Below are 22,989 nucleotides of genomic sequence, written 5' to 3'. Positions count from 1 at the left end.
TTGGAACTCCGCATTCGATAAAATTACACATAATCATCAGGCCTGCCGTGCCCGGGAGATTACTTCTTTTTCTTGGGGGCGATGACCATCATAAGCTGGCGTCCTTCCATCTTAGGATGCTGCTCAACGGTGCCGTATTCGGCGAGGTCAGCTTCGACCCGCTTCAACAGCTCCATGCCCAGCTCCTGGTGGGCCATCTCACGACCACGGAATCTCAGAGAGATCTTGGCCTTGTCCCCATCGGTAAGGAAACGTACCAGGTTGCGTAGTTTTACCTGGTAATCCCCATCCTCCGTCCCTGGACGAAACTTGATTTCTTTGATCTGGATGATCTTCTGGTTCTTCTTCGCCGCAGCCTGCTGCTTTTTCTTCTCGAAGAGGCTTTTGCCGTAGTCGAGGACCTTGCAGACAGGAGGTACGGCGTCGGCAGAAATTTCTACCAGATCCAGCTTCGCTTCTTCAGCGATACGAAGCGCTTCGTGGATCGAGACGATGCCCAGCTGCTCACCGTCAGCACCGATTAAGCGAACCTCTTGAGCCGAGATATTCTCGTTGATCGGGGCCTTCGGTGCAGCACGTTTATCGTTTCTCATTTCACGCTTAATAGTCATTACTCCGATTCTTGGCGACCACGCCGGGAAACCGCTTGTGTCAGCAGCTCAGCGAATTGCGCGACGGGCATGGAGCCCAGGTCTGCGCCTTCGCGAGTACGCACAGCGACGGTTTGCGTTTCGACTTCGCGATCCCCTATAACCAAAAGGTACGGGACCTTGAGCAAAGTATGCTCGCGGATTTTAAAGCCGATCTTCTCATTTCTCAAGTCCGACTTGGCACGGAAACCGCTACCGTTCAGAGATTTCTCTACCTGAAGGGCAAAATCGGCCTGTTTGTCGGTGATGTTCATGATCACCGCCTGGGTCGGCGCCAGCCAAGCCGGGAACACGCCAGCGTAGTGCTCGATGAGCATGCCGATGAAGCGTTCGAACGAGCCGAGAATGGCGCGGTGCAGCATGACCGGGCGCTTACGGCTGTTATCTTCGGCGATGTAGCTGGCATCCAAACGCTCTGGGAGGTTCGGATCGTACTGCAGGGTACCACACTGCCAGTTACGGCCGAGGCAGTCGCGCAGGGTGAATTCGATTTTCGGGCCGTAGAAGGCGCCCTCGCCCGGTTGATATTCCCACTCCAGGCCCGATTCATTCAAGGCATCGGCCAGTGCACCTTCGGCACGGTCCCACAGCTCTTCAGAGCCCACACGCTTAGCTGGGCGGGTCGACAGCTTCATGGCGATGTCGCTGAAACCGAAGTCTTTGTAGACGTCCAGGGTCAGCTTGATGAAGTCAGCGGCTTCTTTCTTTACCTGGTCTTCGGTGCAGAAGATGTGCGCGTCGTCCTGGGTAAAGCCACGTACACGCATGATGCCGTGCAGGGCGCCGGACGGCTCGTTACGGTGGCAGGCACCGAACTCGGCCAGGCGCATCGGCAGGTCGCGGTACGACTTCAGGCCCTGGTTGAACACCTGCACGTGGCACGGGCAGTTCATCGGCTTGACCGCGTAGTCGCGGTTTTCCGACGAAGTGGTGAACATGTTCTCGGCGTAGTTGGACCAGTGGCCGGAACGCTCCCAGAGAATACGGTCAACGACCTGCGGGGTCTTGATCTCGAGGTAGTTGTTGTCGCGCTGGACCTTGCGCATGTACTGCTCGAGCACCTGATAGACGGTCCAGCCGTCCGGGTGCCAGAACACCATGCCCGGGGCTTCTTCCTGCAGGTGGAAGAGGTCGAGCTGCTTGCCGATCTTGCGGTGGTCGCGTTTTTCGGCTTCTTCGATGCGCTGGATGTAAGCAGCCAGCTGCTTCTTGTCAGCCCAGGCGGTGCCGTAGACGCGTTGCAGCTGCTCGTTCTTGGCATCGCCGCGCCAGTAGGCGCCGGACAGCTTGGTCAGCTTGAATGCCTTGAGGAAGCGCGTGTTCGGCACGTGCGGGCCGCGGCACATGTCGACGTATTCTTCGTGGTAGTACAGGCCCATGGCCTGTTCGTCCGGCATGTCTTCGACCAGGCGTAGCTTGTAGTCTTCGCCACGGGCCTTGAACACGTCGATGACTTCGGCGCGCGGGGTCATCTTCTTGACGACGTCGTAGTCCTTCTCGATCAGCTGCAGCATGCGCTTTTCGATGGCGGCCATGTCTTCTGGGGTGAAGGGGCGCTCATAGGCGATGTCGTAATAGAAGCCTTCGTCGATCACCGGGCCGATCACCATCTTGGCGGTCGGGTACAGCTGCTTCACCGCGTGGCCGATCAGGTGGGCGCACGAGTGACGGATGATCTCCAGTCCCTCTTCATCTTTAGGGGTGATGATCTGCAGGGTGGCGTCGTGAGTGATCAGGTCGCTAGCGTCGACCAGCTTGCCGTCAACCTTGCCGGCCAGGGTGGCCTTGGCCAGGCCTGCACCAATGGAGGCTGCGACTTCGGCTACGGATACGGCGTGATCAAACGAGCGCTGACTGCCATCGGGAAGAGTAATAGTGGGCATGGCGCCTCCTCTCCTAGTGGTGACCCCTACCAAAGGTCACGTGGGTTGGGATGAGCCAGTACAAGATCCGCGCTGTCTTTCTCAAGAGAAAGCCTGCCTCACAGTGGCAGAAGCCTTTCGGCTTACCAGGGGCGAACCAGAGTGACTGGAAAGTAAGAAATAGCTGCAGGCCGCGGCTGCGGGACTGCAAGCCGAGCATGCTAGCACGCGGGGTTGGGCGCTATGCAGAAATATTTGGAAATTACACCGCAGGGGTGAACTTCCGCGGAAAATTCCCTATCAGACTTTGGGAAGCATCCTACTCTTGATGAGACCTAAACCAAGGAGTGTCTGGTTATGAGATTTCCGTCTCTTCTGGCCCTGAGCGTTGCTGGCGCCCTGCTGCTACCTGTGGCCGCCAATGCGGGTGAATTCCCGGCTGGCGCGAAGCAAAACTACATGACCCAGTGCACCGAGGCCGCCACCGGGCAGGGCCTGGACGCCAAATCAGCGCAGCAGCACTGCACCTGTGGCGCAACCGCTATCGAAAAGAACTTCAGCACTGAGGAAATCAAGGACCTGGACAGCAAGGACGGCGTTGACGCTGCCCTGATGCAGAAGGCACAGAAGGTCGTGCAGCAAGCGTGCATGAAGGGCTGAAACCATAAAGCCGGGGGGTTCGCCACCCCGTGTTTGCGCTGGATCAACATTTGGCGAAGGTAAAAGGCGCTAGATGCGCAGAATTAGACTATGATGTGTCCTGTGCTTCGAAGCCTCGGCAACATCGCACTACTGAAAAAAATCAAATCTGGAGATTCACCCCATGTCCAATCGCCAAACCGGCACCGTTAAATGGTTCAATGATGAGAAAGGCTTCGGCTTCATCACCCCACAAGGCGGCGGCGACGACCTGTTCGTACACTTCAAGGCCATCGAATCTGACGGCTTCAAGAGCCTGAAAGAAGGCCAGACTGTTTCCTTCGTAGCCGAAAAAGGCCAGAAGGGCATGCAGGCTGCACAGGTTCGTCCGGAGTAATTCGGGTAGCTGTAAAAAAACCCGCCCTGGTGGCGGGTTTTTTTATGGGGTTTGCAAAGGCTCAACCACAGTTGACGCGCGTGACCACACCTTGCTCGTCCACATTCAGGTTCAGGCGCTCGGAGCGGTACTCCAGCGTCACCACGTCATGCGGCTTGAGGATACGTGCCATCTGCGAGCCACTGGCCTTGCGCGCCTGCTCCAGAAGCTCTGCACTGCCCGGCTTGCCGATGGCGAAATCGGCACCGCTGGCCTCACAACGACCGTCGTTGCCTGCTGGCGCGGCAGGGGCGCCACTACCACAGTTGCCACCTGTACTGCAACCAGCCAGGACAGCAGCCATCGCCAGGGTTGCCAGGTAAGCACGGGTACGGAACATGAATCCTCCTAAAATCGATCTGGGCACTGTCTGATCCGACAGCTGCGCGCATAGTTTGTTGCAAAACCGCACAAGTCTGCCTGAACACGCCCAAGGAGGCGAAATGCAATCGTGACCGGATTTTGCACAATGGGCTTGGTTTGCTGCGCAAAGCTTTTTATTCTTAAGTCGCAGAGTCATTGACGCAACGGCATGATTTACTGCAAAAAGTGGAGCGCACCGTGCCTCCAGCGAACACCAGGGTCCGGCGTTCGCCCTTCCGTCCCAGGCCCCCAGTGAGAGCCTTTCATGAGCAGCCACAGCATCGATGCCGATATCAAGGTCAAATGGGCCGAGGGCCAGAGCGCCTACAGCCCCAGCACACCGGAAGAGTTGCTACTGATTGCCATCGACCTGCTGGTACGCGATCGCGGCAGTGAAGCGGCGCGCAGCTTCATCGACCAGGTGCTCGAACGCTTCGCACCCCATCCGGCTATTGCAATCGAGCCAGGCGCGCGCTGAGCAGGTCGAACACGCCCTGGGCGTCACCTTCCTCCACCCACATCACGTTGGCGGGCTGTTTAAGCACGCCATACCAGTCGGCGACAGTCTGCCCCAAGGTCGGGCCTTCGCGGCTGTCGATGGCCAAGTGAATGCGCCGGCCGCTGAACAGTTCGGGTTTCAGTAGGTAGGCAATGACGCTGGCGTCGTGCACCGGCCCGCCGGGCATGCCGTACAGGTCCATGTCATGGGTAATGTAGGCGTTGAGAATGTCCACCACCCGCTGGCTGGCCCGGTTGTTCACCGCTGCAAGCTGCTTGAGGCGTGCCTCGCTGGTGAGCAGTTTGTGGGTGACATCCAGCGGCAGGTAGGTCAGCGGCACACCACTGGCCAGCACCACCTCGGCGGCATGCGGGTCGGCGTAGAGGTTGAATTCTGCGGCGGGGGTGATGTTGCCGCCATTGAAGTGGGCGCCGCCCATGACCACCACCTCTTTGATGCCTTTGGCGATTTCCGGGCGCTGGATGAGTGCCAGAGCCAGGTTGGTCTGCGGGCCTAGCATGGCGATGGTGATACTGTTGGGCTTGGCGGCGCCGAGGGTGTCGACCAGGTACTGCACGGCATTGCCCTGGGCCAGGGGCTTTTTCGGCTCATGCACCGGAACGCCGGTCAGGCCTTCTTCGCCATGGACGTCGGCGGCGTAAATGGGGGCGCGCACCAGCGGGCGCCCTGCCCCGGCGTAGACGGGGATGTCTTCGCGGCCAGCCCATTCGCGGGCCAGGCGGGCGTTGCGTGAGGTTTTGTCGAGGCGCACGTTGCCGGCCACGGTGGTAATGGCGCGGATGTTCAGCTCATCGGGCGAGGCCATGGCCAGGAACAGCGCGACCACGTCGTCGGCGCCGGGGTCGGTGTCGATGATCAGGTCGCGTGGGGCGGCCTGGAGGGTGGTGGTGGCAGCTGCAGCCATGAAAGTGAGTCCTTGTAGCAGGGGTTTGAGCATGAGGCACTCCTGTTGCCTTGGGGTATTTACCGGTTTTTTGTAGGCGCGGCGATGCGATCAGAACGTAACGCCTGAGATCAAAGCAATGTTGCTGTACGGCTGGCACTCCCCCGTGCGCACCACGGCCCGCGCGCTGCGTGAGAGCACTTTGAAATCTTCATGGGGCATCCATTCCCGTTTGCCCAACTTGCCGCGCAAGCGCTCGATTTCCACCAGCCCGGGCGGCACCACTTTCTGCATTTCCTCGGCCAGCACATGCCGCTCCACCTGCAACTCGCTCAGCACCACGCGCAAGACACTGGCGAAATCCGGTATGCCCGGGGTCAACGCCAGGTCGATCAGCTCGACGCCCGGCGGCACCGGCAACCCGGCATCGCCGATCACCAGAATATCGCCATGCCCCAACCCCGCAATGACCCGTGACAGGGCGACATTGAGCAGCGCGGTCTTCTTCATGGCTGCAGCTCCGCAAGGTAAGGGATCGACGGCTGCGCCCCGGCGCGAGTGACCGACAAAGCCGCTGCGCGCTGGCCGAGCGCGATCGCCTCGCCCTCCTCCAACCCACGCACCAGGGCGGCAGCAAAGCCACCGATGAAGGTGTCGCCTGCCGCCGTGGTGTCCAGCGGTTGCACGCTGGGCGCGGGAAAGTGCCGATGGCCCTGTTCGGTCACCAGCAAGGCGCCTTGGGCGCCGAGGGTGATGATCACTTTGCCAGCCCCCAGTTGCAGCAGCCGTTCGCCGGCGCGCCGGGCGCTGGCCTGGTCGCTGACGGCGATCCCGGTCAGGGCTTCGGCCTCGCTTTCGTTGGGGGCCAGGTAATCGATATGGGCGAACCATGCCGGTGGTAACGGCCCGGTGGCGGGTGCCGGGTTGAGAATGACCTGCTTACCCAGCTCACGCCCCCTCGCCAACGTCCAGGCCACGGTGTCGTACGGCACCTCCAACTGGCAGATGATGACCTCGGCCGCTTGCAGCAGCGCGTCGAAGCGCTGCACCGCCTGCGGTGTCAGCAGACCATTGCCGCCAGGGATGATGACGATGCAATTCTGGCTGGCGGCATCGACGGTGATCAGCGCCACACCACTGGAAACCCCTTCGCACACGCTCACTGCCTGGCAGTCGATACCTTCTACTTCCAGCGCCTTGCGCAGTTGCTGGCCGTAGGCGTCGTCGCCCACGTTGCCGATCATCGCCACGCTGCCGCCCAGCCGCGCCACCGCCACCGCCTGGTTGGCACCCTTGCCGCCGGGCACGGTGAAAAAGGCCTCGCCGGGCAGGGTCTCACCGGCCCGTGGCAGGCGCTGGGCGCGGGCCACCAGGTCCATGTTGAGGCTACCGACCACCACTACCTTGGCATGCATGGGAATTCCTTAGCGGTAATCATTGAACAGGTCCGGGCGTGGCCCGGTGGACTCGCGCTGCACGATGCGCGGGGCAACGATGCGTTGCTCCGCCGAGCCTTGCCGGGGCGTGGCGATGCGTGAAAGCAGCAATGCAGCAGCGCTTTCGCCCAGCTCGCGGATCGACTGGCCCACGGTGGTCAGCGGCGGGTACACGTAGCGGCTGAGCTCGATGTCATCGAAGCCGATCACCGACAGCTCGCCCGGTACGTTGATATTGCGCTCGGCCGCAGCGCGCAGCACGCCAAAGCCGATCATGTCGTTGCCGGCAAAAATCGCCGTGGGCCGGTTGCCATCCAGCAACTGTGCCGCCGCCCCGTGGCCGCCCGGGCTGGTGAAGTCGCAATGCAGCACGCGGCTCGCCCCCACCGCTGCGCCCGCCTCGCCCATGGCGCGACGGAAACCGGCCAGGCGCAGTTGGCTGACGCCGGTTTCGGACGGGCCGCCGATGTAGGCGATGTCGCGATGGCCAAGCTCAAGCAGGTGCCGGGTGGCGAGGTAGGCGCCGTGCTCGTGGTCGATGCGTACCAGGTCAGCGTCGACGCCATCCAGCTCACGGTCGACGATGACCATCGGCGTGCGCACGCAGGCCAGGCTGTGCAGCAGGTCGCTGTCCTCGCCCACGGACGCCACCACCAGGCCGTCGATGCGTTTCTCCAGCAGCACACGCAGGTAGCTGCGCTGCTTTTGCGGGTTGTCGTCGGAGTTGCACAGGATCACGCAGTAGCCGTTACGCTCGCAGGCGTCTTCGATGCCTCGTGCCAGTTCGGCGAAATACGGGTTCACGCTGTTGGGCACCAGCAAACCGATGGTGGCGGTGCTGCGCGCCTTGAGCGAACGCGCCACGGCACTGGGCACGTAGTCGAGTTCGACGATGGCGGCCTCGACCTTCAGGCGCACCTGTTCACTGACGGGGCGGGTCTTGTTCAGTACATGGGACACGGTGGTGTAGGAAATACCCGCCAGTGCCGCGACATCTTTAATGGTTGCCATGTTTTCAGTTCCGCCGGCCTGCACGCCGGCTACGGTAAGTGTCGAGCACCACGGCGATGACGATCACCGCCCCGGTGATGATGCGTTTGGTGGGTTCCGACGCGCCGATCTGCGCAAGCCCTGCGGCCAGCACCGAGATGATCAGCACGCCAAAGAAGGTACTGATCACCGAGCCGCGCCCACCCATCAAGCTGGTGCCACCGATTACCACGGCGGCGATCACCTGCAGCTCCAGGCCCGACCCGGCGTTGGGGTCGGCGGCTTCCAGGCGTGAGATCTGGAACAGCGCTGCCAGGCCGGCTAGCAGGCCCATCAGGGCGAACACCAGCACTTTGTAGGGGCGCGGGTCGATGCCGGCCAGGCGCACGGCCTCTTCATTGGTGCCGATACCGATCAAGTAGCGGCCGAACACCGTACGGGTCAGCACCAGGTGCGCCAGCACGATCACCAGCAAGGCGATGATGAAGGCCGGCGAGATGCCGAACGCGACCGGGTCGGAGAACCAGGCGTAGGCGTCGCCGATATAGGCAGTACGCGAGTCGGTGAACTGATAGGCCAGACCGCGCGCCATCTCCAGTACGCCGAGCGAGACAATGAACGACGGGATACGCCAGGCCACGGTGACGCCACCGGTGATGCTGCCAGCCAGGGCGGCCACGGCCATGCCGAGCAACGCCGAGGGCAGCACGCCCCAGCCCCAGCCGAGAATGGCCACGCTGACCGTGGAGGCCGCCAGCGCCAGCACCGAGCCGACCGACAGGTCGATGCCGCCGATGATCAGCACGAAGGTCATGCCGACCGCCAGTACCATCAGGTCGGGGATCTGATTGGCGAGGGTGCTGAAGGTGGCGTACGACCAGAAGTGGCTGCTGAGAAACGAGAACAGCACGATCATCGCCAATAAGGCGCCGGCCAGGCCCAGGTAGGTGCCCAGGCCGAAATACGTGCCAGTGCGGCGCACGGGGGCGGCGCTTTGGCTGTCGAGGGGGGTGGTTTTCATGCATCCGTCCTGGGCGCTGCGTCATGCAGCAGTGCGTCACGTTTCTGATAGCCGGCAAAGGCGGCGGCAAGTAGCTGGTCCTGGCTCCAGTGGTCACGCTCGAACGTGTCGATCAGGCGGCCGGCCGACAGCACGGCAATGCGGTCGCAGATCAGCATCAGTTCGCGCAGGTCGCTGGACACCACCACCAGGGCCTTACCCTGGCGCGCCAGCTCAGCCAGCAGGCCGTAGATGTCGAATTTGGCGCCGACGTCGATGCCTCGGGTCGGCTCGTCAAACAGCAGCACCTGGCAATCACGCTCCAGCCAGCGGCCGATTACCACCTTTTGCTGGTTGCCGCCCGACAATTCACCCACGGCCTGGTGCGGGCCGGCGCTGCGGATGCGCATGGCCTGAATCTGGCGCTCGGCCAGGGCCCTTTCTGCCGCGCCGTCCAGCACACCGGCACGCGATACCGCGCCGAGGTTGCCCAAGGCGATATTGGCGCTGATCGACTGGGTCAACAGCAGGCCCTCGCCTTTGCGGTCTTCGGTAATCAGGGCGATGCCGGCTTTTACTGCCGCCTTCGGTGAGTCGATCGTCACGGCCTGTGGCGGCTGGCCCAGCGCGATGCTGCCGCTGTCGGCGCGGTCGGCACCGTAGATCAGGCGCAGCAGCTCGGTGCGGCCGGCGCCGATCAGGCCGGAGATACCGAAGATCTCCCCTGCCCTGACCTGGAATGACACGTCGCGCACCTTGTCGCCGCGGCTGAGCCGATCGACCTGCAGCAACGGCGCGCCAATCTCGCGGCGGCCCAGATCGATGTGTTCGCCCAGCTCGCGGCCGACCATCAGGTTGACCAACTCGGCGCTGCTGTAACGCTGGATCGGTTCGTCGCACACCAGCTTGCCGTCGCGCAGCACCACAATCCGCTGCGCCACGCGCTGCAGTTCTTCAAGGCGATGGGAGATATAGACGATGGCCACGCCGCGCTGGCGCAGTCGCTCGATCTGGGTGAACAACAGCTCCACCTCGCGGGCGGTTAGCATGGCAGTGGGTTCGTCGAAGATCAGCACGTGGCAATCGCCGATCAGGTTGCGGGCGATCTCGACCATCTGCTGATGGCCGATGCCCAGCTCTCCGACTGGCGTGTCCGGGTCGATGGCGTCCAGGCCGACCTGGGTCATGGCCGCCGTGGCCAGTTGGCGCAGGCGCTTGTGGCTGATCCAGCCGAAGCGGCTGGGCAGGTTGTCGAGGAACAGGTTTTCGGCCACGGTCAACGTCGCCAGCAGGTTGAGTTCCTGCATGACCATGCGCACACCGAGGCGCTCCGCCTCGCTGCGGCTGCCGGGTGCGTAGGCCTGGCCGCGGTAGGTCATGTGCCCGGTGGTGGGCACTTCGAGGCCACTGATGAGCTTGGACAAGGTGCTCTTGCCGGCGCCGTTCTCGCCCGTCAGGGCCAGCACTTCACCGGCCCGCAGGCTCAGGCAGACGTCACCGAGCACGGGCTGGGCGTAGGTCTTGCCCAGCCCGCTGGCGGTGAGCACCACTTCATTTGCCGTAGCAGGCATGGCCCTCTCTCCTGGCGGGTATCAGGGCTGGGTGATGAGTTCGACCGGGGTCTGGATGACGTTGTCGGCATCCACGCCCGGCTTCTCGCCGTTGATCATCTTCAGCGCCGCCTGGATACCGAACACCGCCTGCTGGCTGGCGGCCTGGTCGAGGGTGGCGAGCACGCGGCCATCCTCGAGCATCGGCTTGATGGCATTGATGTTGTCGTAACCGACCACTTGTACCTTGCCGGCCTTGCCTGCCGCACGCACCGCCGACACTGCGCCCAGGGCCATGCTGTCGTTACCGGCCAGCAGGGCCTTGAGATCGGGGTATTCGTTGAGCATGGCGGCGGCGACGGCGTTGCCTTTGTCGATTTCCCAGTTGCCGGACTGCACCGCGACGATCTTCATCTGCGCAGCGTCCATGGCATCCTTGAAGCCTGCCGTGCGCTGCTGAGCGTTGGTGGTGGTCGACACGCCTTCGATGATGCCAACCTGGTCACCGGCCTTGAGCTTTTGCTGGGCCAGGTAGTCACCGACCATGCGTGCGCCCTTGCGGTTGTCGGGGCCGACGAAGGGCACGCTGATGCCTTTGCTCTTGAGCAACTCGGGGTCAAGGCGGTTGTCGATGTTGATCACCACCACGCCTTTGTCCATGGCTTTTTTAACCGCAGAAACCAGGGCCTTGGAGTCCGCCGGCGCAATCACCAGCGCCTTGACCCCCGAATTGACCATGTTCTCGACGATGCGGATCTGCTCGCCGGTGTCGGTTTCGTTCTTGATGCCGTTGGCGACCAGGTCGAAATCACTGGCGTGGGCTTTTTGATAATCCTTGGCGCCGTCTTCCATGGTGCGGAAGAATTCGTTGGCCAGGGACTTCATCACCAGGGCGACTTTGGGTTTTTCTTCGGCGTGGGCCTCAGACAGCGGCAGGGCCAGGGTGGAGACGACAGCGAGGGCCAGCAGACGACCGGGGAACGGCAGTTTCATGGACGATGACTCCGAATCTTGTGTTTTTTATCGGATCGCAAACGTTTGCGTTGACTCACTATGGAAACAGGACCTGGTTTTGTCAAATCCGTTTGGCTGGCTGGGCCTGAGTCACGCCCTGGGGCAGAGTATCCGGAATTTATCCGAAAAACCGAACAGGTTTTCCTATTCTTGTTCGGGATCCCGAATCAAACCTGATGTTTGTAGGAGCGGCCTTGCGTCGCGAAAGGGCCGCATAGCGGCCCCGGGATATCCGCAGCGACGCCTAAATCCGGGGGCCGCCTTGCGGCCCTTTCGCGACGCAAGGCCGCTCCTACCACAAGCCGCATCTAGGCTGGTACGAAACATGCCTAGCGTTTGTTGCACTTCAGCAATCGCCTCATTAGGAAGAGAGAACAATAACTATGAATGCTGCACTTAAAACCTTTGCCCCCAGCGCACTCGCTCTGCTGCTGATCCTGCCGACCACGGCTTCGGCCAAGGAAGCCGAAACCCAACAGAAACTGGCCAACGTGGTCATCCTCGCCACCGGCGGCACCATTGCCGGCGCGGGCGCCAGCGCGGCCAACAGTGCCACCTACCAGGCCGCCAAGCTTGGCGTCGACAAGCTGATCGCCGGCGTGCCGGAGCTGGCAGACCTGGCCAATGTGCGCGGCGAACAGGTGATGCAGATCGCCTCCGAGAGCATCACCAACGAAGACCTGCTGAAACTGGGCAAGCGCGTCGCCGAACTGGCCGAGAGCAACGACGTCGACGGCATCGTCATCACCCACGGTACCGACACCCTGGAAGAGACCGCCTACTTCCTCAACCTGGTAGAGAAGACCGACAAGCCCATCGTGGTGGTCGGCTCGATGCGCCCGGGTACCGCCATGTCGGCAGACGGCATGCTCAACCTGTACAACGCCGTGGCCGTGGCCAGCGACAAGCAGTCGCGCGGCAAAGGCGTACTGGTGACCATGAACGATGAAATCCAGTCCGGCCGCGATGTCAGCAAGTCGGTCAACATCAAGACCGAAGCATTCAAGAGCGCCTGGGGCCCAATGGGCATGGTGGTGGAAGGCAAATCCTACTGGTTCCGCCTGCCGGCCAAGCGCCACACGGTCAATTCGGAATTCGACATCAAGCAGATCAGCAGCCTGCCTGCCGTCGACATCGCCTACGGCTACGGCAACGTGACCGACACCGCCTACAAGGCACTGGCGCAGAACGGCGCCAAGGCGATCATCCATGCCGGTACCGGTAATGGCTCGGTGTCGTCGCGGGTAGTGCCGGCGCTGCAAGAGATGCGCAAGAACGGCGTGCAGATCATCCGTTCGTCCCACGTCAACCAGGGCGGTTTCGTGCTGCGTAACGCCGAGCAGCCTGACGACAAGAACGACTGGGTCGTGGCCCACGACCTCAACCCGCAAAAAGCCCGCATCCTGGCCATGGTGGCAATGACCAAGACCCAGGACAGCAAAGAGCTGCAGCGTATCTTCTGGGAATACTGAGTGCTGTAGCAGCAAGGCCGGTGCGCTGCCTGCGCCGGCCCTTCCCTTCAGCCAAGCCTACGGCGCAACGCGCTTGAGCTCATTCAGCAAGCCCATCAGTTGCTCCAGCTTGTCTTCGCCGAACTGCTGCTGGATCTTGCGGTAGTTGGCCTCCATACCCTCGCGCATCGACTCGAAGCAGGCCTCGCCACGTTCGGTCAGGCTCACGAACATGCGCCGCTGGTCCTGGGCGGCCTTTTGCCGGCGCACCAGGCCGTCGCGCTCGAGGCGGCTCAATACCCCGGTCATGCTCGGCTTGAGAATGCAGGCCAGGTGCGCAAGCTGGTAGCTTTCCAGTTCGCCCTGCTGGCTGAGGATACGGATGACTCGCCACTGTTGTTCGGTCAGGTCATGTTCGTTCAGCAATGGCCTGAAAAATGCCATCGCAGCCTCCCTGGCCTGCAGCAGGCTCAGCGTCAGCGAGGGTTGAGTCTTGGTCATGTTGGCGCCTGTGATAGGAGTACAACGGGCAAGATTAGGGGCATAGGCGAAAAGGGACAAGGCACCTGGAAAGTGCAATCTGTTCCATGGAAAACCCATTCAAGGCCAAGGGGCAAGCTGCGACCATCCGGATCAAACACCCACAACCCGATCCGGGCGTACCGACGTGGCCATATCACTGCAACTGGGCTTGCCGCTGGCGGTATTCGCCGGGCGTGAGCTTGGCGTAACGGTTGAAGAACCGGCTGAAATAGGCCGGGTCCTTGAAGCCCAGCTGGTAGCAGATTTCGTTTGCCGTGCTGCCGGAAAACAACAGCAGGCGCTTGGCCTCCTGCATCAGCCGCTCAAGCACCAGGCGTTTGGACGGCAAGTCGGCAATGCGCCGGCACACATCGTTAAGGCGTGCTTCGGTCACGCCGATCTGTTGTGCGTACTGCGCCAGCGGCCAATGCTCAAGGTAGTGCGCCTCGATCAACGCATTGAAGCGGTGGAAGATTTTCAGGTCTTCATGCCGGGCCGGCGTCGACTCCAGCGAGTTGGGGCACAGCCGCAGCAAGCTGACCATGATCAGCCGGGTCAGCGACTGCAGCGCCGCCTCGCGCCCCGGGTGGGGGCTGGCAAACTCATCGCTGAGCGCATCCAGCCAGCGCTCCAGCCGGCGCGCCTCGGCCGTGTACGCGGCCGGCACGTTGCCCAGGGCAACGCAGGCAGGCTGTACCTGCACCCCCGCCGGCAGCAGGCTGGCGTCCGCTTCGATCAATTGCCAGACCAGCTGCTGACGCACCGTCAGCACATGGCCGTCGCTGTCCGCCTCGGTGACGAAGGCGTGCGCCACCGTCGGCGGCGTCAGGAAAAACATCGGCCCCGACTCGATGTACTGCTGATCGTCCAGGTACACCCGCACCGTGCCGGACTTCACGTAATGCACCTGAAAAAACCGGTCGTGACGGTGCACGGGCATGTTGCGCCCGAAGAACCCGGCAAGGTTGCCCAGCCGGTCGTAATGCACCTCGCTGTCACTGTAGCGCTGGTCGTAGACCTGGCCGATGTTGATGTTCGGAATCGGATGCCGATCGCTCATGCCTGCTTACCCGCAAATCGCTTGACCGTGTTGACGTTCACCCATGGTGCCCCGGCTGCCCGGCAGATACCACTGACGGATGTGTTGACCTTCGTTAACATATTAACTATAACATTAACACGTTAACAATCTCGGCAGAGCGACCACCGCCCTGCACCGCCTGGAGAAAAGCATGAGCCATGCCCTGCATGACGTTGCGACCGGCACCCTGTTCGGCGTTGCGCTGAACTACCAGGGTCTGCTGCAGCAGCACGAAGCGGCGTTTCACGAAGCGCCCTACAAACAACCGCCCGTCAAGCCGGTGCTGTTCATCAAGACGCCCAACACCCGCAATCACCATGAGGGCAATGTGCTGTACCCGGCCGGTGTCGAGCGCCTGCAACCGGGCCCTGCGCTGGGCGTGGTGATCGGCAAGGACGCCAGCCGGGTCAGCGCCGAAGACGCACTCGCCTATGTGGCGGGCTACACCATCGTCAACGAAATCAGCCTGCCTGAAACCAGCTACTACCGCCCTGCGGTCAAGGCCAAGTGCCGCGATGGCTTCTGCCCGGTCGGCCCCGAGCTGGTGCCTGCGGCCCAGGTCGCCAACCCGGACGCCCTCGGCCTGCGCCTGTGGGTCAACGGTGAACTGCGCCAGCACAACACCACCGCCAACTGCGTGCGCACAGTGGCCCAGTTGATCGCCGAACTCAGCGAATTCATGACCCTGCATGCAGGCGACATCCTGATCACCGGCACCCCCGAAGGCCGCGTCGATGTGCAGCCGGGCGATCGCGTCGAGGTCGAAATCGACGGCCTGGGCAAGCTCACCAACCACATCGTCGCCGAATGAGGACTCACCCTGTGAAACACGCCCGTATCCAGTTCGACGGCCAAGCCCACACCGTCACCGTCGAAGACGAGCACCTGCGTCTGGCCGATGGCCGTCTGGTGCATGAAGACCAAGTGACCTGGTTGCCGCCGGCCACCGGCAGCATGTTCGCCCTTGGCCTGAACTACGCCGACCACGCCGCCGAGCTTGCCTTCTCGCCGCCCACCGAGCCGCTGGCGTTTATCAAGTCGCCCGGCACCTACACCGGCCACAAGCAGGTCACCTGGCGCCCAGATAACGTCGCCTACATGCACTACGAGTGCGAGTTGGTCGCGGTCATCGGTAAAACGGCGAAGAACGTCAAGCGCGAGGATGCCCTGGGCTACGTTGCCGGCTACACCGTTTGCAACGACTACGCCATCCGCGACTACCTGGAGAACTACTACCGCCCCAACCTACGGGTGAAGAACCGCGACGCCACCACCCCGGTCGGCCCGTGGATCGTCGACGCCGCCGACGTGCCGGATGTAAGCAACCTGAAACTGCGCACCTGGATCAACGGCGAGCTGAAGCAGGAAGGCAGCACCTCGGACATGATTTTCGACATCCCCTACCTGATCGAATACTTCTCCAGCTTCATGACCCTGCAACCTGGCGACATGATCGCCACCGGCACCCCGGAGGGCTTGGCCGACGTGGTGCCGGGCGATGAAGTGGTGGTGGAGGTAGAAGGCGTCGGCCGCCTGGTCAACCGTATCGTCAGCGAAGCTGACTTCTTCAAGAACAACAAGGCATCAGCAGCATGATCAAGCACTGGATCAACGGCCGTGAGGTCGAGAGCAAAGACACCTTCGTCAACTACAACCCGGCCACCGGCGATGCCATCTGCGAAGTCGCCAGCGGCGGTGCCGAGGAAGTGGCCCAGGCGGTTGCTGCGGCCAAGGAAGCCTTCCCGAAATGGGCCAACACCCCGGCCAAGGAACGCGCCCGCCTGATGCGCAAGCTGGGTGAGCTGATCGAGCAGAACGTGCCGAAACTGGCCGAGCTGGAAACCCTCGATACCGGCCTGCCGATCCACCAGACCAAGAACGTGCTGATCCCGCGTGCCTCGCACAACTTCGACTTCTTCGCCGAAGTGTGCACGCGCATGGACGGCCACAGCTACCCCGTTGACGACCAGATGCTCAACTACACCCTGTACCAGCCGGTGGGTGTCTGCGCCCTGGTGTCGCCGTGGAACGTGCCGTTCATGACCGCCACCTGGAAGACCGCGCCGTGCCTGGCGCTGGGCAACACCGCGGTGCTGAAGATGAGCGAGCTGTCGCCGCTGACCGCCAATGAACTCGGCCGCCTGGCCGTTGAAGCCGGCATCCCCAACGGTGTGCTCAACGTGATCCAGGGCTATGGCGCCACTGCCGGCGATGCGCTGGTGCGTCACCCGGACGTGCGGGCGATTTCGTTCACCGGCGGCACCGCCACCGGCAAGAAGATCATGCAGACCGCAGGCCTGAAGAAGTACTCGATGGAGCTGGGCGGCAAGTCACCGGTGCTGATCTTCGAGGACGCCGACCTAGAGCGCGCCCTGGACGCGGCCTTGTTCACCATCTTCTCGCTGAACGGCGAACGCTGCACCGCCGGCAGCCGCATCTTCATCCAGGAAAGCGTGTACCCGCAGTTCGTGGCCGAGTTCGCTGCCCGCGCCAAGCGCCTGATCGTCGGTGACCCGACCGACCCGAAAACCCAAGTCGGCTCTATGATCACCCAGCAGCACTACGACAAGGTCACCGGCTACATCCGCATCGGTATCGAGGAAGGCGCACGCCTGGTCGCAGGCGGCCTGGAGCGCCCGGCCAACCTGCCAGCGCACCTGGCCAAGGGGCAGTTCATCCAGCCGACCGTGTTCGCCGACGTGAACAACAGCATGCGCATCGCCCAGGAAGAAATCTTCGGCCCGGTGGTGTGCCTGATCCCGTTCAAGGACGAGGCCCAAGCGCTGCAGCTGGCCAACGACACCGAGTACGGCCTGGCCTCCTACATCTGGACCCAGGACATCGGCAAGGCCCACCGCCTGGCGCGCGGCATCGAAGCCGGCATGGTGTTCATCAACAGCCAGAACGTACGTGACCTGCGCCAACCGTTCGGCGGCGTGAAAGGCTCCGGCACCGGTCGCGAAGGCGGGCAATACAGCTTCGAAGTGTTCGCCGAGATCAAGAACGTGTGCATTTCCATGGGCAGCCACCACATCCCGCGCTGGGGCGTGTGATCATCCTCCTGCAGCGCCGAGCAAACCCGCCGCGGCGCTGCGGGACTTACAAGAATAAGGAGTCTGATCATGGGTAAAGTGGCGCTCGCAGCCAAAATCACTCACGTGCCCAGCATGTACCTGTCCGAGCTGCCTGGCCCGCGTCAGGGCTTTCGGCAAGCCGCCATCGACGGGCACTACGAGATCAGCCGACGCTGCCGTGAGCTGGGGGTCGACACGATTGTGGTGTTCGACACCCACTGGCTGGTCAATGCCAACTACCACATCCTCTGTGGTGAGCACTTCAAGGGGGTCTACACCTCCAATGAACTGCCGCACTTCATCAGCAACATGGCGTACGAGTTCCCGGGCAACAAGGACCTGGGGCTGATCCTGGCCGAAGCGTGCAACCGCTTCAACGTCGAGACCATGGCCCACCACGCCACCACCCTGGGCCCGGAGTACGGCACCCTGGTACCGATGCGCTACATGAACCAGGACCAGCACTTCAAGGTGGTCTCGGTCTCGGCGCTGTGCACCTCCCACTACCTGGCCGACAGTGCCCGCCTCGGCTGGGCCATGCGCAAGGCCGTGGAAGACCACTACGACGGCACCGTGGCGTTCCTGGCCAGCGGTTCGCTGTCACACCGCTTCGCGCAGAACGGCCAGGCGCCGGACTTCGCCACCAAGGTGTGGAGCCCATTCCTGGAAACCCTGGACCACCGCGTGGTGAAGATGTGGGAAAACGCCGAATGGGAGGACTTCTGCGGCATGCTCCCCGAATACGCTGCCAAGGGCCACGGCGAAGGGTTCATGCATGACACCGCAATGCTGCTCGGCGCATTGGGCTGGTCGAAGTACGACGGCAAGGCCGACGTGGTAACGCCCTACTTCGGCTCGTCGGGCACCGGCCAGATCAACGCGATCTTCCCGGTCACCCCCCAGGATGGTTCGGCCATTCCCGCCGCACAGGCCGCCAACCCGGCCGCTGTGCTTTCCACCAGCCGCCTGTGACCCCGCTGCCTGGCCGCCCTGCCCGGCGGCCAGGCACTCCTGCCCTGAGGATGCCCTTCATGCCACACCTGGTTCTGCTCTACACCCCCGACCTGGAAGCCGACGCCGACATCCCGGCCCTGTGCCGCGCCCTGGCCGACACCATGCTTGAACAGCGCGATGCCGCCGGCAAGGCGGTATTCCCCACCGGCGGTACGCGCGTGCTGGCCTACCCCGCCGCCCACTGCGCGGTAGCCGATGGCAACGGCGACTATGGCTTCCTGTACGCCAACCTGCGGATGGGCAGCGGCCGCGCTGCCGAGGTTCACAAAACGGTGGGCGACAGCCTGCTGCAAGTGCTCAAACACCACCTGGACGGGCTGCTGCAGCAACGCCCGATCGGCATCACCGTGCAGATCGACGAGAGCACCGCGCAGGTCTACGACGCCAAGCACAGCACCCTGCACCCGCTGTTCAACAGGCCGGCCTGAAGCCACCGCCAGCCCCTCTCAACGTCTCCTCCACTACAAGTACAAGAATATGAGCACACTGGAGCACGCCTCGCGCAGCACGGCGCAAGCCACACTCATCGACAGTACACACCGGGCCGTCACCTGGCGGCTGATGCCGCTGCTGCTGGTGTGTTACCTGTTCGCCCACCTGGACCGCATCAACATCGGCTTCGCCAAGATGCAGATGAGCCAGGACCTGCACCTGTCCGACACGGTCTACGGGCTGGGCGCCGGGCTGTTTTTCATTGCCTACGCGCTGTTCGCTGTGCCCAGCAACCTGATGCTCGAACGCTTCGGCCCACGGCGCTGGATCGCCAGCCTGATGGTGGTGTGGGGCGCGCTGTCGACCTGCATGCTGCTGATCGAGAGCAGCAGCGCGTTCTACCTGCTGCGCTTCGCCCTGGGCGCGGCCGAAGCCGGGTTCTTCCCAGGCATTCTGGTGTACCTCAACCGTTGGTACCCGGCCGGCCGCCGGGCGCAGATCACCGCGCTGTTCGCCATCGCCGTGCCGCTGGCGGGGGTGGTCGGCGGGCCGCTGTCTGGCGGTATTCTGGCCTTCATGCATGACGCTGCGGGCCTGCGTGGCTGGCAGTGGATGTTCCTGCTCGAAGGCGCACCGGTCATCCTGCTTGGCCTGGTGGTGCTGGCCACCCTGCCGGAACGCTTCGAGCAGGTGAACTGGCTCGACGCGCAGCAAAAAGCCGCCCTGCGCGCCCAGTTCGGCCAGGAAGAACAGCGCAAGCCGGTTACCTCGTTCGCCGGCATCCTCGCCAGCCCTGCGCTGTGGTTGCTAGTGGCGGTGTACAGCGCGGTGATGCTGGCGGTGAACACCTTGGCATTCTGGATGCCCAGCCTGATCCACACCGCCGGCATCGCCAGCGACGCCAGTGTCGGCCTGCTCAGCGCCGTGCCGTACCTGGCCGGTTGCGTGTTCATGCTGGCCTGCGGGCGCTCGTCCGACCGCCACCGCGAGCGCCGCTGGCACTTGTCCATCCCGCTGTTGATGGCCGCGGCCGGTATCGCGATCGCCGCCCTTGCGCCCTCTCAGCCGCTGCCGGTATTGGCCGGCCTGGTACTGGCAGGCATGGGTGCGAGCGCCGCCCTGCCGATGTTCTGGCAACTGCCACCGGCGTTTCTCAATGACCGTACCCAGGCGGCTGGCATTGCCCTGATCAGCTCGCTGGGCAGCATCGCCTCGTTCGCCACACCGTACTTCATCGGCTGGGTCCGCGACACCACGCAAAGCGCCAGCCTTGCGCTGTATGTGCTCGCCACTTTCATCACCCTCGGCGGCCTGCTGGTGCTGCGCACCCGCGCCGCCATCGTCAACCCTTGAACGCAGAGACTCTGACCATGCTTGATAACGCTTTCATTCAACAGGCGGCCGAGCGCCTCGACCAGGCCGAGCGCACGCGCGAACAGGTGCGCCAGTTCTCGCTCGACCAACCCGCTATCACTATCGAAGATGCCTACGCCATCCAGCGCGCCTGGGTCGCCAAGAAGATCGCGGCCGGGCGCAAGCTGGTCGGCCACAAGATCGGCCTGACCTCACGCGCCATGCAGGTGTCGTCGAACATCACCGAGCCTGACTACGGCGCCCTGCTGGACGACATGCTGTTCGATGAAGGCACCGACATCCCCTTCGAGCGGTTCATCGTGCCGCGCGTCGAAGTGGAGCTGGCCTTCATTCTCGGCAAGCCGCTCAAGGGCCCGAATGTCACGGTGTTCGATGTACTGGACGCCACCGAGTGGGTGATCCCTGCGCTTGAGATCATCGACGCCCGTATCCAGCAGGTCGACCCGCAGACCCAGGCCACACGCAAGGTGTTCGACACCATTTCCGACAACGCCGCCAATGCGGGCGTGGTGATGGGCGGGCGCGCCGTGCGCCCCACCGAGATCGACCTGCGCAAGGTGCCAGCCGTGCTGTACCGCAATGGTGTGATCGAGGAGTCCGGGGTCAGCGCTGCGGTGCTCAACCACCCGGCCAAGGGCGTCGCCTGGCTGGCCAACAAGCTGGCCGCGTATGACGTCACGCTGCAGCCGGGGCAGATCATCCTGGGCGGCTCCTTCACCCGCCCGGTGGCCGCACGGCCGGGCGACACCTTCCACGTCGACTACGACCAACTCGGCTCGATTGCCTGCCGTTTCGTCTGAGGACTTGCCCATGGACATGCCCGTCAACCGTTTCAAACAACGCCTGCGCAGTGGCGAGGCGCAGATCGGCCTGTGGCTCGGCCTGGCCGATGCATACTGCGCGGAGCTTGCCGCCAACGCCGGCTTCGACTGGCTGTTGATCGACGGTGAGCACGCACCCAACGACCTGCGCGGCATGCTCGCGCAGTTGCAGGCGGTGGCGCCTTATGCCAGCCAGGCGGTGATCCGCCCGGTGATTGGCGATACCGCGCTGATCAAGCAAGTGCTGGATATCGGCGCGCAGACTTTGCTGGTGCCGATGGTGGAAAGCGCCGCGCAGGCGCGCCAGCTGGTGCAGGCCATGCATTACCCGCCCAAGGGCATACGCGGCGTGGGCAGCGCGCTGGCGCGGGCGTCACGCTGGAACAGCATCCCCGGCTACCTCGACCAGGCTGATGCGCAAATGTGTTTGCTGGTGCAGATCGAGAACATGGAAGGGCTGGCCAACCTGGATGAGATCGTGGCGGTCGAGGGTGTCGATGGCGTGTTCATCGGCCCGGCCGACCTGAGCGCCGCCATGGGCCATCGGGGCAACCCTGGGCATCCTGAAGTGCAAGCGGCCATCGAGGACGCGATCGTGCGTATCGGCCAGGCGGGCAAAGCGGCGGGGATTCTCAGCGCGGACCAGACGCTGGCACGGCGCTATATTGCGTTGGGCGCTGCGTTTGTGGCGGTGGGGGTGGATACCACGGTGCTGATGCGTGGGCTCACGGCGTTGGCGGGTGCGTTCAAGGGGGGGGCGTCTGCGGTTGGTGATGGGGGCGGCGTTTACTGACAACCTTTGGGGGGCGCGTTGCGCCCCTTTCGCGACGCAAGGCCGCTCCTACAGGCACAGCGTATGGCGCTGACGGTAGGAGCGGCCTTGCGTCGCGAAAGGGCCGCAACGCGGCCCCAGTCTGCAATGCCCTACCCCTGGATGATCGCCCTCAACACCGTCTTGAAGGTGTGCAGCTGCTCATCACTGAACTGCCCAAACACCTTGTCCTGTTGCTCCCTGGCAATGGTCCAGAGCATCTCGGTCTCATCCACACCTTTGACCGAAAGCCGCACACGGCCCTCCTCATCAGCAATCAACCCCTTGCGCTTGAGGTTGGCAACCGCTTCCTCGATTTCCCGGGCCGGCATCGCCACTTCACGCTGCAGGTCGTTCAGGCCTAGCCCGGCATCGTTCTCCAGCACCATCAGCATCCGCGCTTCGCTGGTACGCAGGCCGGTGCTCAGTTGCCGTGGCTGATAGTCACTCTGGTAAGCCCGCAACGCCTGGGTCATCAGGTAGTACAGGTTGTGCTGCAGGCGGCCCTGGAAGTGGCTGCTCGGCGCCTGGCCCTCGGCACGCTGGGTCATGCGGGTATGGGGCAGCACCATCGAGTAGGCCCCCTGGTGGTACAGCAACGGTGAGCGGCCGAAGTCATCGAACGCCACCACCTTGCCGATCAGTATCCAGTGGTCACCACCGTCCAGTTGCTGAAACTTCTCACACTGAAAACGCGCCGAGCAGTCGGCCAGCAGCGGTGCGCCGCCCGCCCCTTGCTCGCATTCGACACCGGCAAAACGGTCGTCCCTGGGCCGTGCGAAGTTGTTGGAAAGCTCGATCTGGTCCGCCGCCAGAATGTTCACGGCAAAGTGCGACGCTTGCTCGAACACCTCGTGGCTGGTGGAGCGTTTGTCGATGCTCCACAAGATCAACGCCGGCTCCAGCGATACCGAGTTGAAGCTGTTGGCGGTGACGCCGACCGTGCGCCCGCCGGGGGCTGCTGCGGTGACAACGGTCACGCCGGTGGCGAAGTTGCCCAGCGCGCGGCGGAAGGCACGGCTATCGAAGCCAGTGGCAGTTGCGGTTTCATTGGACATGCAAGACT

Annotated in this window: 25 protein-coding genes; 12 read left to right on the top strand and 13 right to left on the bottom strand. The window is 63.1% G+C overall.

Annotated features, from left to right (window positions below; genetic code table 11):
* Positions 1–59 precede the first annotated feature (59 nt).
* Both infC and thrS read right to left on the bottom strand, forming a co-directional pair.
* Complete coding sequence (gene infC, locus LOY26_RS09470) at positions 60–611, bottom strand: translation initiation factor IF-3 (protein WP_177326478.1); 552 nt, start codon at positions 609–611, stop codon at positions 60–62.
* Positions 611–2,533: a threonine--tRNA ligase gene (gene thrS, locus LOY26_RS09465; protein WP_033696945.1), complete on the bottom strand. Its 1,923-nt coding sequence runs from the start codon at positions 2,531–2,533 to the stop codon at positions 611–613. The genes infC and thrS overlap by 1 nt, the downstream gene beginning before the upstream one ends.
* A 336-nt stretch (positions 2,534–2,869) precedes the next feature.
* Between thrS and LOY26_RS09460 the strand changes: the two genes are divergently transcribed.
* Positions 2,870–3,172, top strand: a complete 303-nt coding sequence (locus LOY26_RS09460) for a hypothetical protein (RefSeq protein WP_033696944.1) — start codon at positions 2,870–2,872, stop codon at positions 3,170–3,172.
* A gap of 163 nt (positions 3,173–3,335) precedes the next feature.
* Positions 3,336–3,548 carry a cold-shock protein gene (locus tag LOY26_RS09455; RefSeq protein ID WP_003179963.1) on the top strand — a complete coding sequence of 71 codons (213 nt, stop codon included), beginning with the start codon at positions 3,336–3,338 and terminating at the stop codon, positions 3,546–3,548.
* Positions 3,549–3,609: 61 nt separating this feature from the next.
* Here LOY26_RS09455 and LOY26_RS09450 read toward each other — a convergent pair whose 3' ends face one another.
* Positions 3,610–3,927, bottom strand: a complete 318-nt coding sequence (locus tag LOY26_RS09450) for an I78 family peptidase inhibitor (protein ID WP_258714632.1) — start codon at positions 3,925–3,927, stop codon at positions 3,610–3,612.
* A gap of 288 nt (positions 3,928–4,215) precedes the next feature.
* Between LOY26_RS09450 and LOY26_RS09445 the strand changes: the two genes are divergently transcribed.
* Positions 4,216–4,428, top strand: coding sequence for a hypothetical protein (locus tag LOY26_RS09445; protein ID WP_033696941.1), 213 nt, complete (start codon positions 4,216–4,218; stop codon positions 4,426–4,428).
* Here the strand turns inward: LOY26_RS09445 and LOY26_RS09440 are convergent.
* From LOY26_RS09440 to LOY26_RS09410, 7 genes are read right to left on the bottom strand one after another with little or no spacing between them, the layout of a single operon-like run.
* A complete protein-coding gene (locus LOY26_RS09440) occupies positions 4,400–5,407 on the bottom strand; it encodes a nucleoside hydrolase (protein WP_186659812.1) in 1,008 nt (335 codons plus the stop codon). The two genes, LOY26_RS09445 and LOY26_RS09440, sit on opposite strands and share 29 nt — an antisense overlap.
* 57 nt (positions 5,408–5,464) lie before the next feature.
* Positions 5,465–5,863, bottom strand: coding sequence for a D-ribose pyranase (gene rbsD, locus LOY26_RS09435; protein WP_033696939.1), 399 nt, complete (start codon positions 5,861–5,863; stop codon positions 5,465–5,467).
* Positions 5,860–6,768, bottom strand: coding sequence for a ribokinase (gene rbsK, locus LOY26_RS09430; protein ID WP_033696938.1), 909 nt, complete (start codon positions 6,766–6,768; stop codon positions 5,860–5,862). Before rbsK ends, rbsD begins: the two co-directional genes overlap by 4 nt.
* 9 nt (positions 6,769–6,777) lie before the next feature.
* Positions 6,778–7,800: a LacI family DNA-binding transcriptional regulator gene (locus LOY26_RS09425; RefSeq protein ID WP_186663816.1), complete on the bottom strand. Its 1,023-nt coding sequence runs from the start codon at positions 7,798–7,800 to the stop codon at positions 6,778–6,780.
* A 4-nt stretch (positions 7,801–7,804) separates the two neighbouring features.
* Positions 7,805–8,800: an ABC transporter permease gene (locus tag LOY26_RS09420; RefSeq protein ID WP_033696936.1), complete on the bottom strand. Its 996-nt coding sequence runs from the start codon at positions 8,798–8,800 to the stop codon at positions 7,805–7,807.
* Positions 8,797–10,350, bottom strand: coding sequence for a sugar ABC transporter ATP-binding protein (locus LOY26_RS09415; RefSeq protein WP_258714631.1), 1,554 nt, complete (start codon positions 10,348–10,350; stop codon positions 8,797–8,799). Before LOY26_RS09415 ends, LOY26_RS09420 begins: the two co-directional genes overlap by 4 nt.
* A 21-nt stretch (positions 10,351–10,371) precedes the next feature.
* A complete protein-coding gene (locus LOY26_RS09410) occupies positions 10,372–11,322 on the bottom strand; it encodes a sugar ABC transporter substrate-binding protein (RefSeq protein WP_258714630.1) in 951 nt (316 codons plus the stop codon).
* A gap of 404 nt (positions 11,323–11,726) precedes the next feature.
* Here LOY26_RS09410 and LOY26_RS09405 point away from each other — a divergent pair, with 404 nt between their 5' ends.
* The gene (locus tag LOY26_RS09405; protein WP_186659822.1) at positions 11,727–12,815 is read left to right on the top strand and encodes an asparaginase; all 1,089 of its coding nucleotides are present in this window, start codon (positions 11,727–11,729) and stop codon (positions 12,813–12,815) included.
* Positions 12,816–12,872: 57 nt separating this feature from the next.
* On the opposite strand, the gene hpaR is transcribed toward LOY26_RS09405, so the two are convergent.
* A complete protein-coding gene (hpaR, locus tag LOY26_RS09400) occupies positions 12,873–13,295 on the bottom strand; it encodes a homoprotocatechuate degradation operon regulator HpaR (RefSeq protein WP_033696931.1) in 423 nt (140 codons plus the stop codon).
* Positions 13,296–13,470: 175 nt separating this feature from the next.
* Positions 13,471–14,376, bottom strand: a complete 906-nt coding sequence (gene hpaA, locus LOY26_RS09395) for a 4-hydroxyphenylacetate catabolism regulatory protein HpaA (RefSeq protein WP_186659824.1) — start codon at positions 14,374–14,376, stop codon at positions 13,471–13,473.
* Positions 14,377–14,548: 172 nt separating this feature from the next.
* Between hpaA and LOY26_RS09390 the strand changes: the two genes are divergently transcribed.
* The 8 genes from LOY26_RS09390 to hpaI all read left to right on the top strand — a co-directional run bounded on the left by LOY26_RS09390 (position 14,549) and on the right by hpaI (position 21,905).
* Positions 14,549–15,208, top strand: coding sequence for a fumarylacetoacetate hydrolase family protein (locus LOY26_RS09390; protein ID WP_033696928.1), 660 nt, complete (start codon positions 14,549–14,551; stop codon positions 15,206–15,208).
* 11 nt (positions 15,209–15,219) lie between these two features.
* Positions 15,220–15,993, top strand: a complete 774-nt coding sequence (locus LOY26_RS09385) for a fumarylacetoacetate hydrolase family protein (protein WP_186663819.1) — start codon at positions 15,220–15,222, stop codon at positions 15,991–15,993.
* On the top strand, positions 15,990–17,450 hold the full coding sequence (hpaE, locus tag LOY26_RS09380) for a 5-carboxymethyl-2-hydroxymuconate semialdehyde dehydrogenase (RefSeq protein WP_186659834.1): 1,461 nt from the start codon (positions 15,990–15,992) through the stop codon (positions 17,448–17,450). The genes LOY26_RS09385 and hpaE overlap by 4 nt, the downstream gene beginning before the upstream one ends.
* A gap of 69 nt (positions 17,451–17,519) precedes the next feature.
* Positions 17,520–18,443 (top strand): 3,4-dihydroxyphenylacetate 2,3-dioxygenase, encoded by a 924-nt coding sequence (gene hpaD / locus LOY26_RS09375; protein ID WP_033696920.1) that lies wholly within the window; start codon positions 17,520–17,522, stop codon positions 18,441–18,443.
* Positions 18,444–18,502: 59 nt separating this feature from the next.
* On the top strand, positions 18,503–18,913 hold the full coding sequence (locus LOY26_RS09370; protein ID WP_186659836.1) for a 5-carboxymethyl-2-hydroxymuconate isomerase: 411 nt from the start codon (positions 18,503–18,505) through the stop codon (positions 18,911–18,913).
* A 49-nt stretch (positions 18,914–18,962) separates the two neighbouring features.
* Complete coding sequence (locus LOY26_RS09365; RefSeq protein WP_186659838.1) at positions 18,963–20,270, top strand: MFS transporter; 1,308 nt, start codon at positions 18,963–18,965, stop codon at positions 20,268–20,270.
* Between the two features lie 17 nt (positions 20,271–20,287).
* Positions 20,288–21,091 (top strand): 2-oxo-hept-4-ene-1,7-dioate hydratase, encoded by an 804-nt coding sequence (gene hpaH, locus LOY26_RS09360; RefSeq protein ID WP_033696913.1) that lies wholly within the window; start codon positions 20,288–20,290, stop codon positions 21,089–21,091.
* A gap of 10 nt (positions 21,092–21,101) precedes the next feature.
* Positions 21,102–21,905, top strand: a complete 804-nt coding sequence (gene hpaI / locus LOY26_RS09355; protein ID WP_186659841.1) for a 4-hydroxy-2-oxoheptanedioate aldolase — start codon at positions 21,102–21,104, stop codon at positions 21,903–21,905.
* Positions 21,906–22,036: 131 nt separating this feature from the next.
* On the opposite strand, the gene LOY26_RS09350 is transcribed toward hpaI, so the two are convergent.
* On the bottom strand, positions 22,037–22,981 hold the full coding sequence (locus LOY26_RS09350) for a p-hydroxyphenylacetate 3-hydroxylase reductase component (RefSeq protein ID WP_258714629.1): 945 nt from the start codon (positions 22,979–22,981) through the stop codon (positions 22,037–22,039).
* Between the last annotated feature and the right edge of the window lie 8 nt (positions 22,982–22,989).

Source organism: Pseudomonas sp. B21-047, assembly GCF_024748775.1.
Taxonomy (GTDB): domain Bacteria; phylum Pseudomonadota; class Gammaproteobacteria; order Pseudomonadales; family Pseudomonadaceae; genus Aquipseudomonas; species Aquipseudomonas capeferrum.
This window is presented reverse-complemented; position numbering and strand designations above follow the sequence as displayed.

What these genes read in the sequence shown, in the direction of transcription:
- infC (WP_177326478.1), bottom strand. Translation starts at nt 611, where the DNA reads ATGACTATTAAGCGTGAAATGAGAAACGATAAACGTGCTGCACCGAAG.
- thrS (WP_033696945.1), bottom strand. Translation starts at nt 2,533, where the DNA reads ATGCCCACTATTACTCTTCCCGATGGCAGTCAGCGCTCGTTTGATCAC.
- LOY26_RS09460 (WP_033696944.1), top strand. Translation starts at nt 2,870, where the DNA reads ATGAGATTTCCGTCTCTTCTGGCCCTGAGCGTTGCTGGCGCCCTGCTG.
- LOY26_RS09455 (WP_003179963.1), top strand. Translation starts at nt 3,336, where the DNA reads ATGTCCAATCGCCAAACCGGCACCGTTAAATGGTTCAATGATGAGAAA.
- LOY26_RS09450 (WP_258714632.1), bottom strand. Translation starts at nt 3,927, where the DNA reads ATGTTCCGTACCCGTGCTTACCTGGCAACCCTGGCGATGGCTGCTGTC.
- LOY26_RS09445 (WP_033696941.1), top strand. Translation starts at nt 4,216, where the DNA reads ATGAGCAGCCACAGCATCGATGCCGATATCAAGGTCAAATGGGCCGAG.
- LOY26_RS09440 (WP_186659812.1), bottom strand. Translation starts at nt 5,407, where the DNA reads ATGCTCAAACCCCTGCTACAAGGACTCACTTTCATGGCTGCAGCTGCC.
- rbsD (WP_033696939.1), bottom strand. Translation starts at nt 5,863, where the DNA reads ATGAAGAAGACCGCGCTGCTCAATGTCGCCCTGTCACGGGTCATTGCG.
- rbsK (WP_033696938.1), bottom strand. Translation starts at nt 6,768, where the DNA reads ATGCATGCCAAGGTAGTGGTGGTCGGTAGCCTCAACATGGACCTGGTG.
- LOY26_RS09425 (WP_186663816.1), bottom strand. Translation starts at nt 7,800, where the DNA reads ATGGCAACCATTAAAGATGTCGCGGCACTGGCGGGTATTTCCTACACC.
- LOY26_RS09420 (WP_033696936.1), bottom strand. Translation starts at nt 8,800, where the DNA reads ATGAAAACCACCCCCCTCGACAGCCAAAGCGCCGCCCCCGTGCGCCGC.
- LOY26_RS09415 (WP_258714631.1), bottom strand. Translation starts at nt 10,350, where the DNA reads ATGCCTGCTACGGCAAATGAAGTGGTGCTCACCGCCAGCGGGCTGGGC.
- LOY26_RS09410 (WP_258714630.1), bottom strand. Translation starts at nt 11,322, where the DNA reads ATGAAACTGCCGTTCCCCGGTCGTCTGCTGGCCCTCGCTGTCGTCTCC.
- LOY26_RS09405 (WP_186659822.1), top strand. Translation starts at nt 11,727, where the DNA reads ATGAATGCTGCACTTAAAACCTTTGCCCCCAGCGCACTCGCTCTGCTG.
- hpaR (WP_033696931.1), bottom strand. Translation starts at nt 13,295, where the DNA reads ATGACCAAGACTCAACCCTCGCTGACGCTGAGCCTGCTGCAGGCCAGG.
- hpaA (WP_186659824.1), bottom strand. Translation starts at nt 14,376, where the DNA reads ATGAGCGATCGGCATCCGATTCCGAACATCAACATCGGCCAGGTCTAC.
- LOY26_RS09390 (WP_033696928.1), top strand. Translation starts at nt 14,549, where the DNA reads ATGAGCCATGCCCTGCATGACGTTGCGACCGGCACCCTGTTCGGCGTT.
- hpaE (WP_186659834.1), top strand. Translation starts at nt 15,990, where the DNA reads ATGATCAAGCACTGGATCAACGGCCGTGAGGTCGAGAGCAAAGACACC.
- hpaD (WP_033696920.1), top strand. Translation starts at nt 17,520, where the DNA reads ATGGGTAAAGTGGCGCTCGCAGCCAAAATCACTCACGTGCCCAGCATG.
- LOY26_RS09370 (WP_186659836.1), top strand. Translation starts at nt 18,503, where the DNA reads ATGCCACACCTGGTTCTGCTCTACACCCCCGACCTGGAAGCCGACGCC.
- LOY26_RS09365 (WP_186659838.1), top strand. Translation starts at nt 18,963, where the DNA reads ATGAGCACACTGGAGCACGCCTCGCGCAGCACGGCGCAAGCCACACTC.
- hpaH (WP_033696913.1), top strand. Translation starts at nt 20,288, where the DNA reads ATGCTTGATAACGCTTTCATTCAACAGGCGGCCGAGCGCCTCGACCAG.
- hpaI (WP_186659841.1), top strand. Translation starts at nt 21,102, where the DNA reads ATGGACATGCCCGTCAACCGTTTCAAACAACGCCTGCGCAGTGGCGAG.
- LOY26_RS09350 (WP_258714629.1), bottom strand. Translation starts at nt 22,981, where the DNA reads ATGTCCAATGAAACCGCAACTGCCACTGGCTTCGATAGCCGTGCCTTC.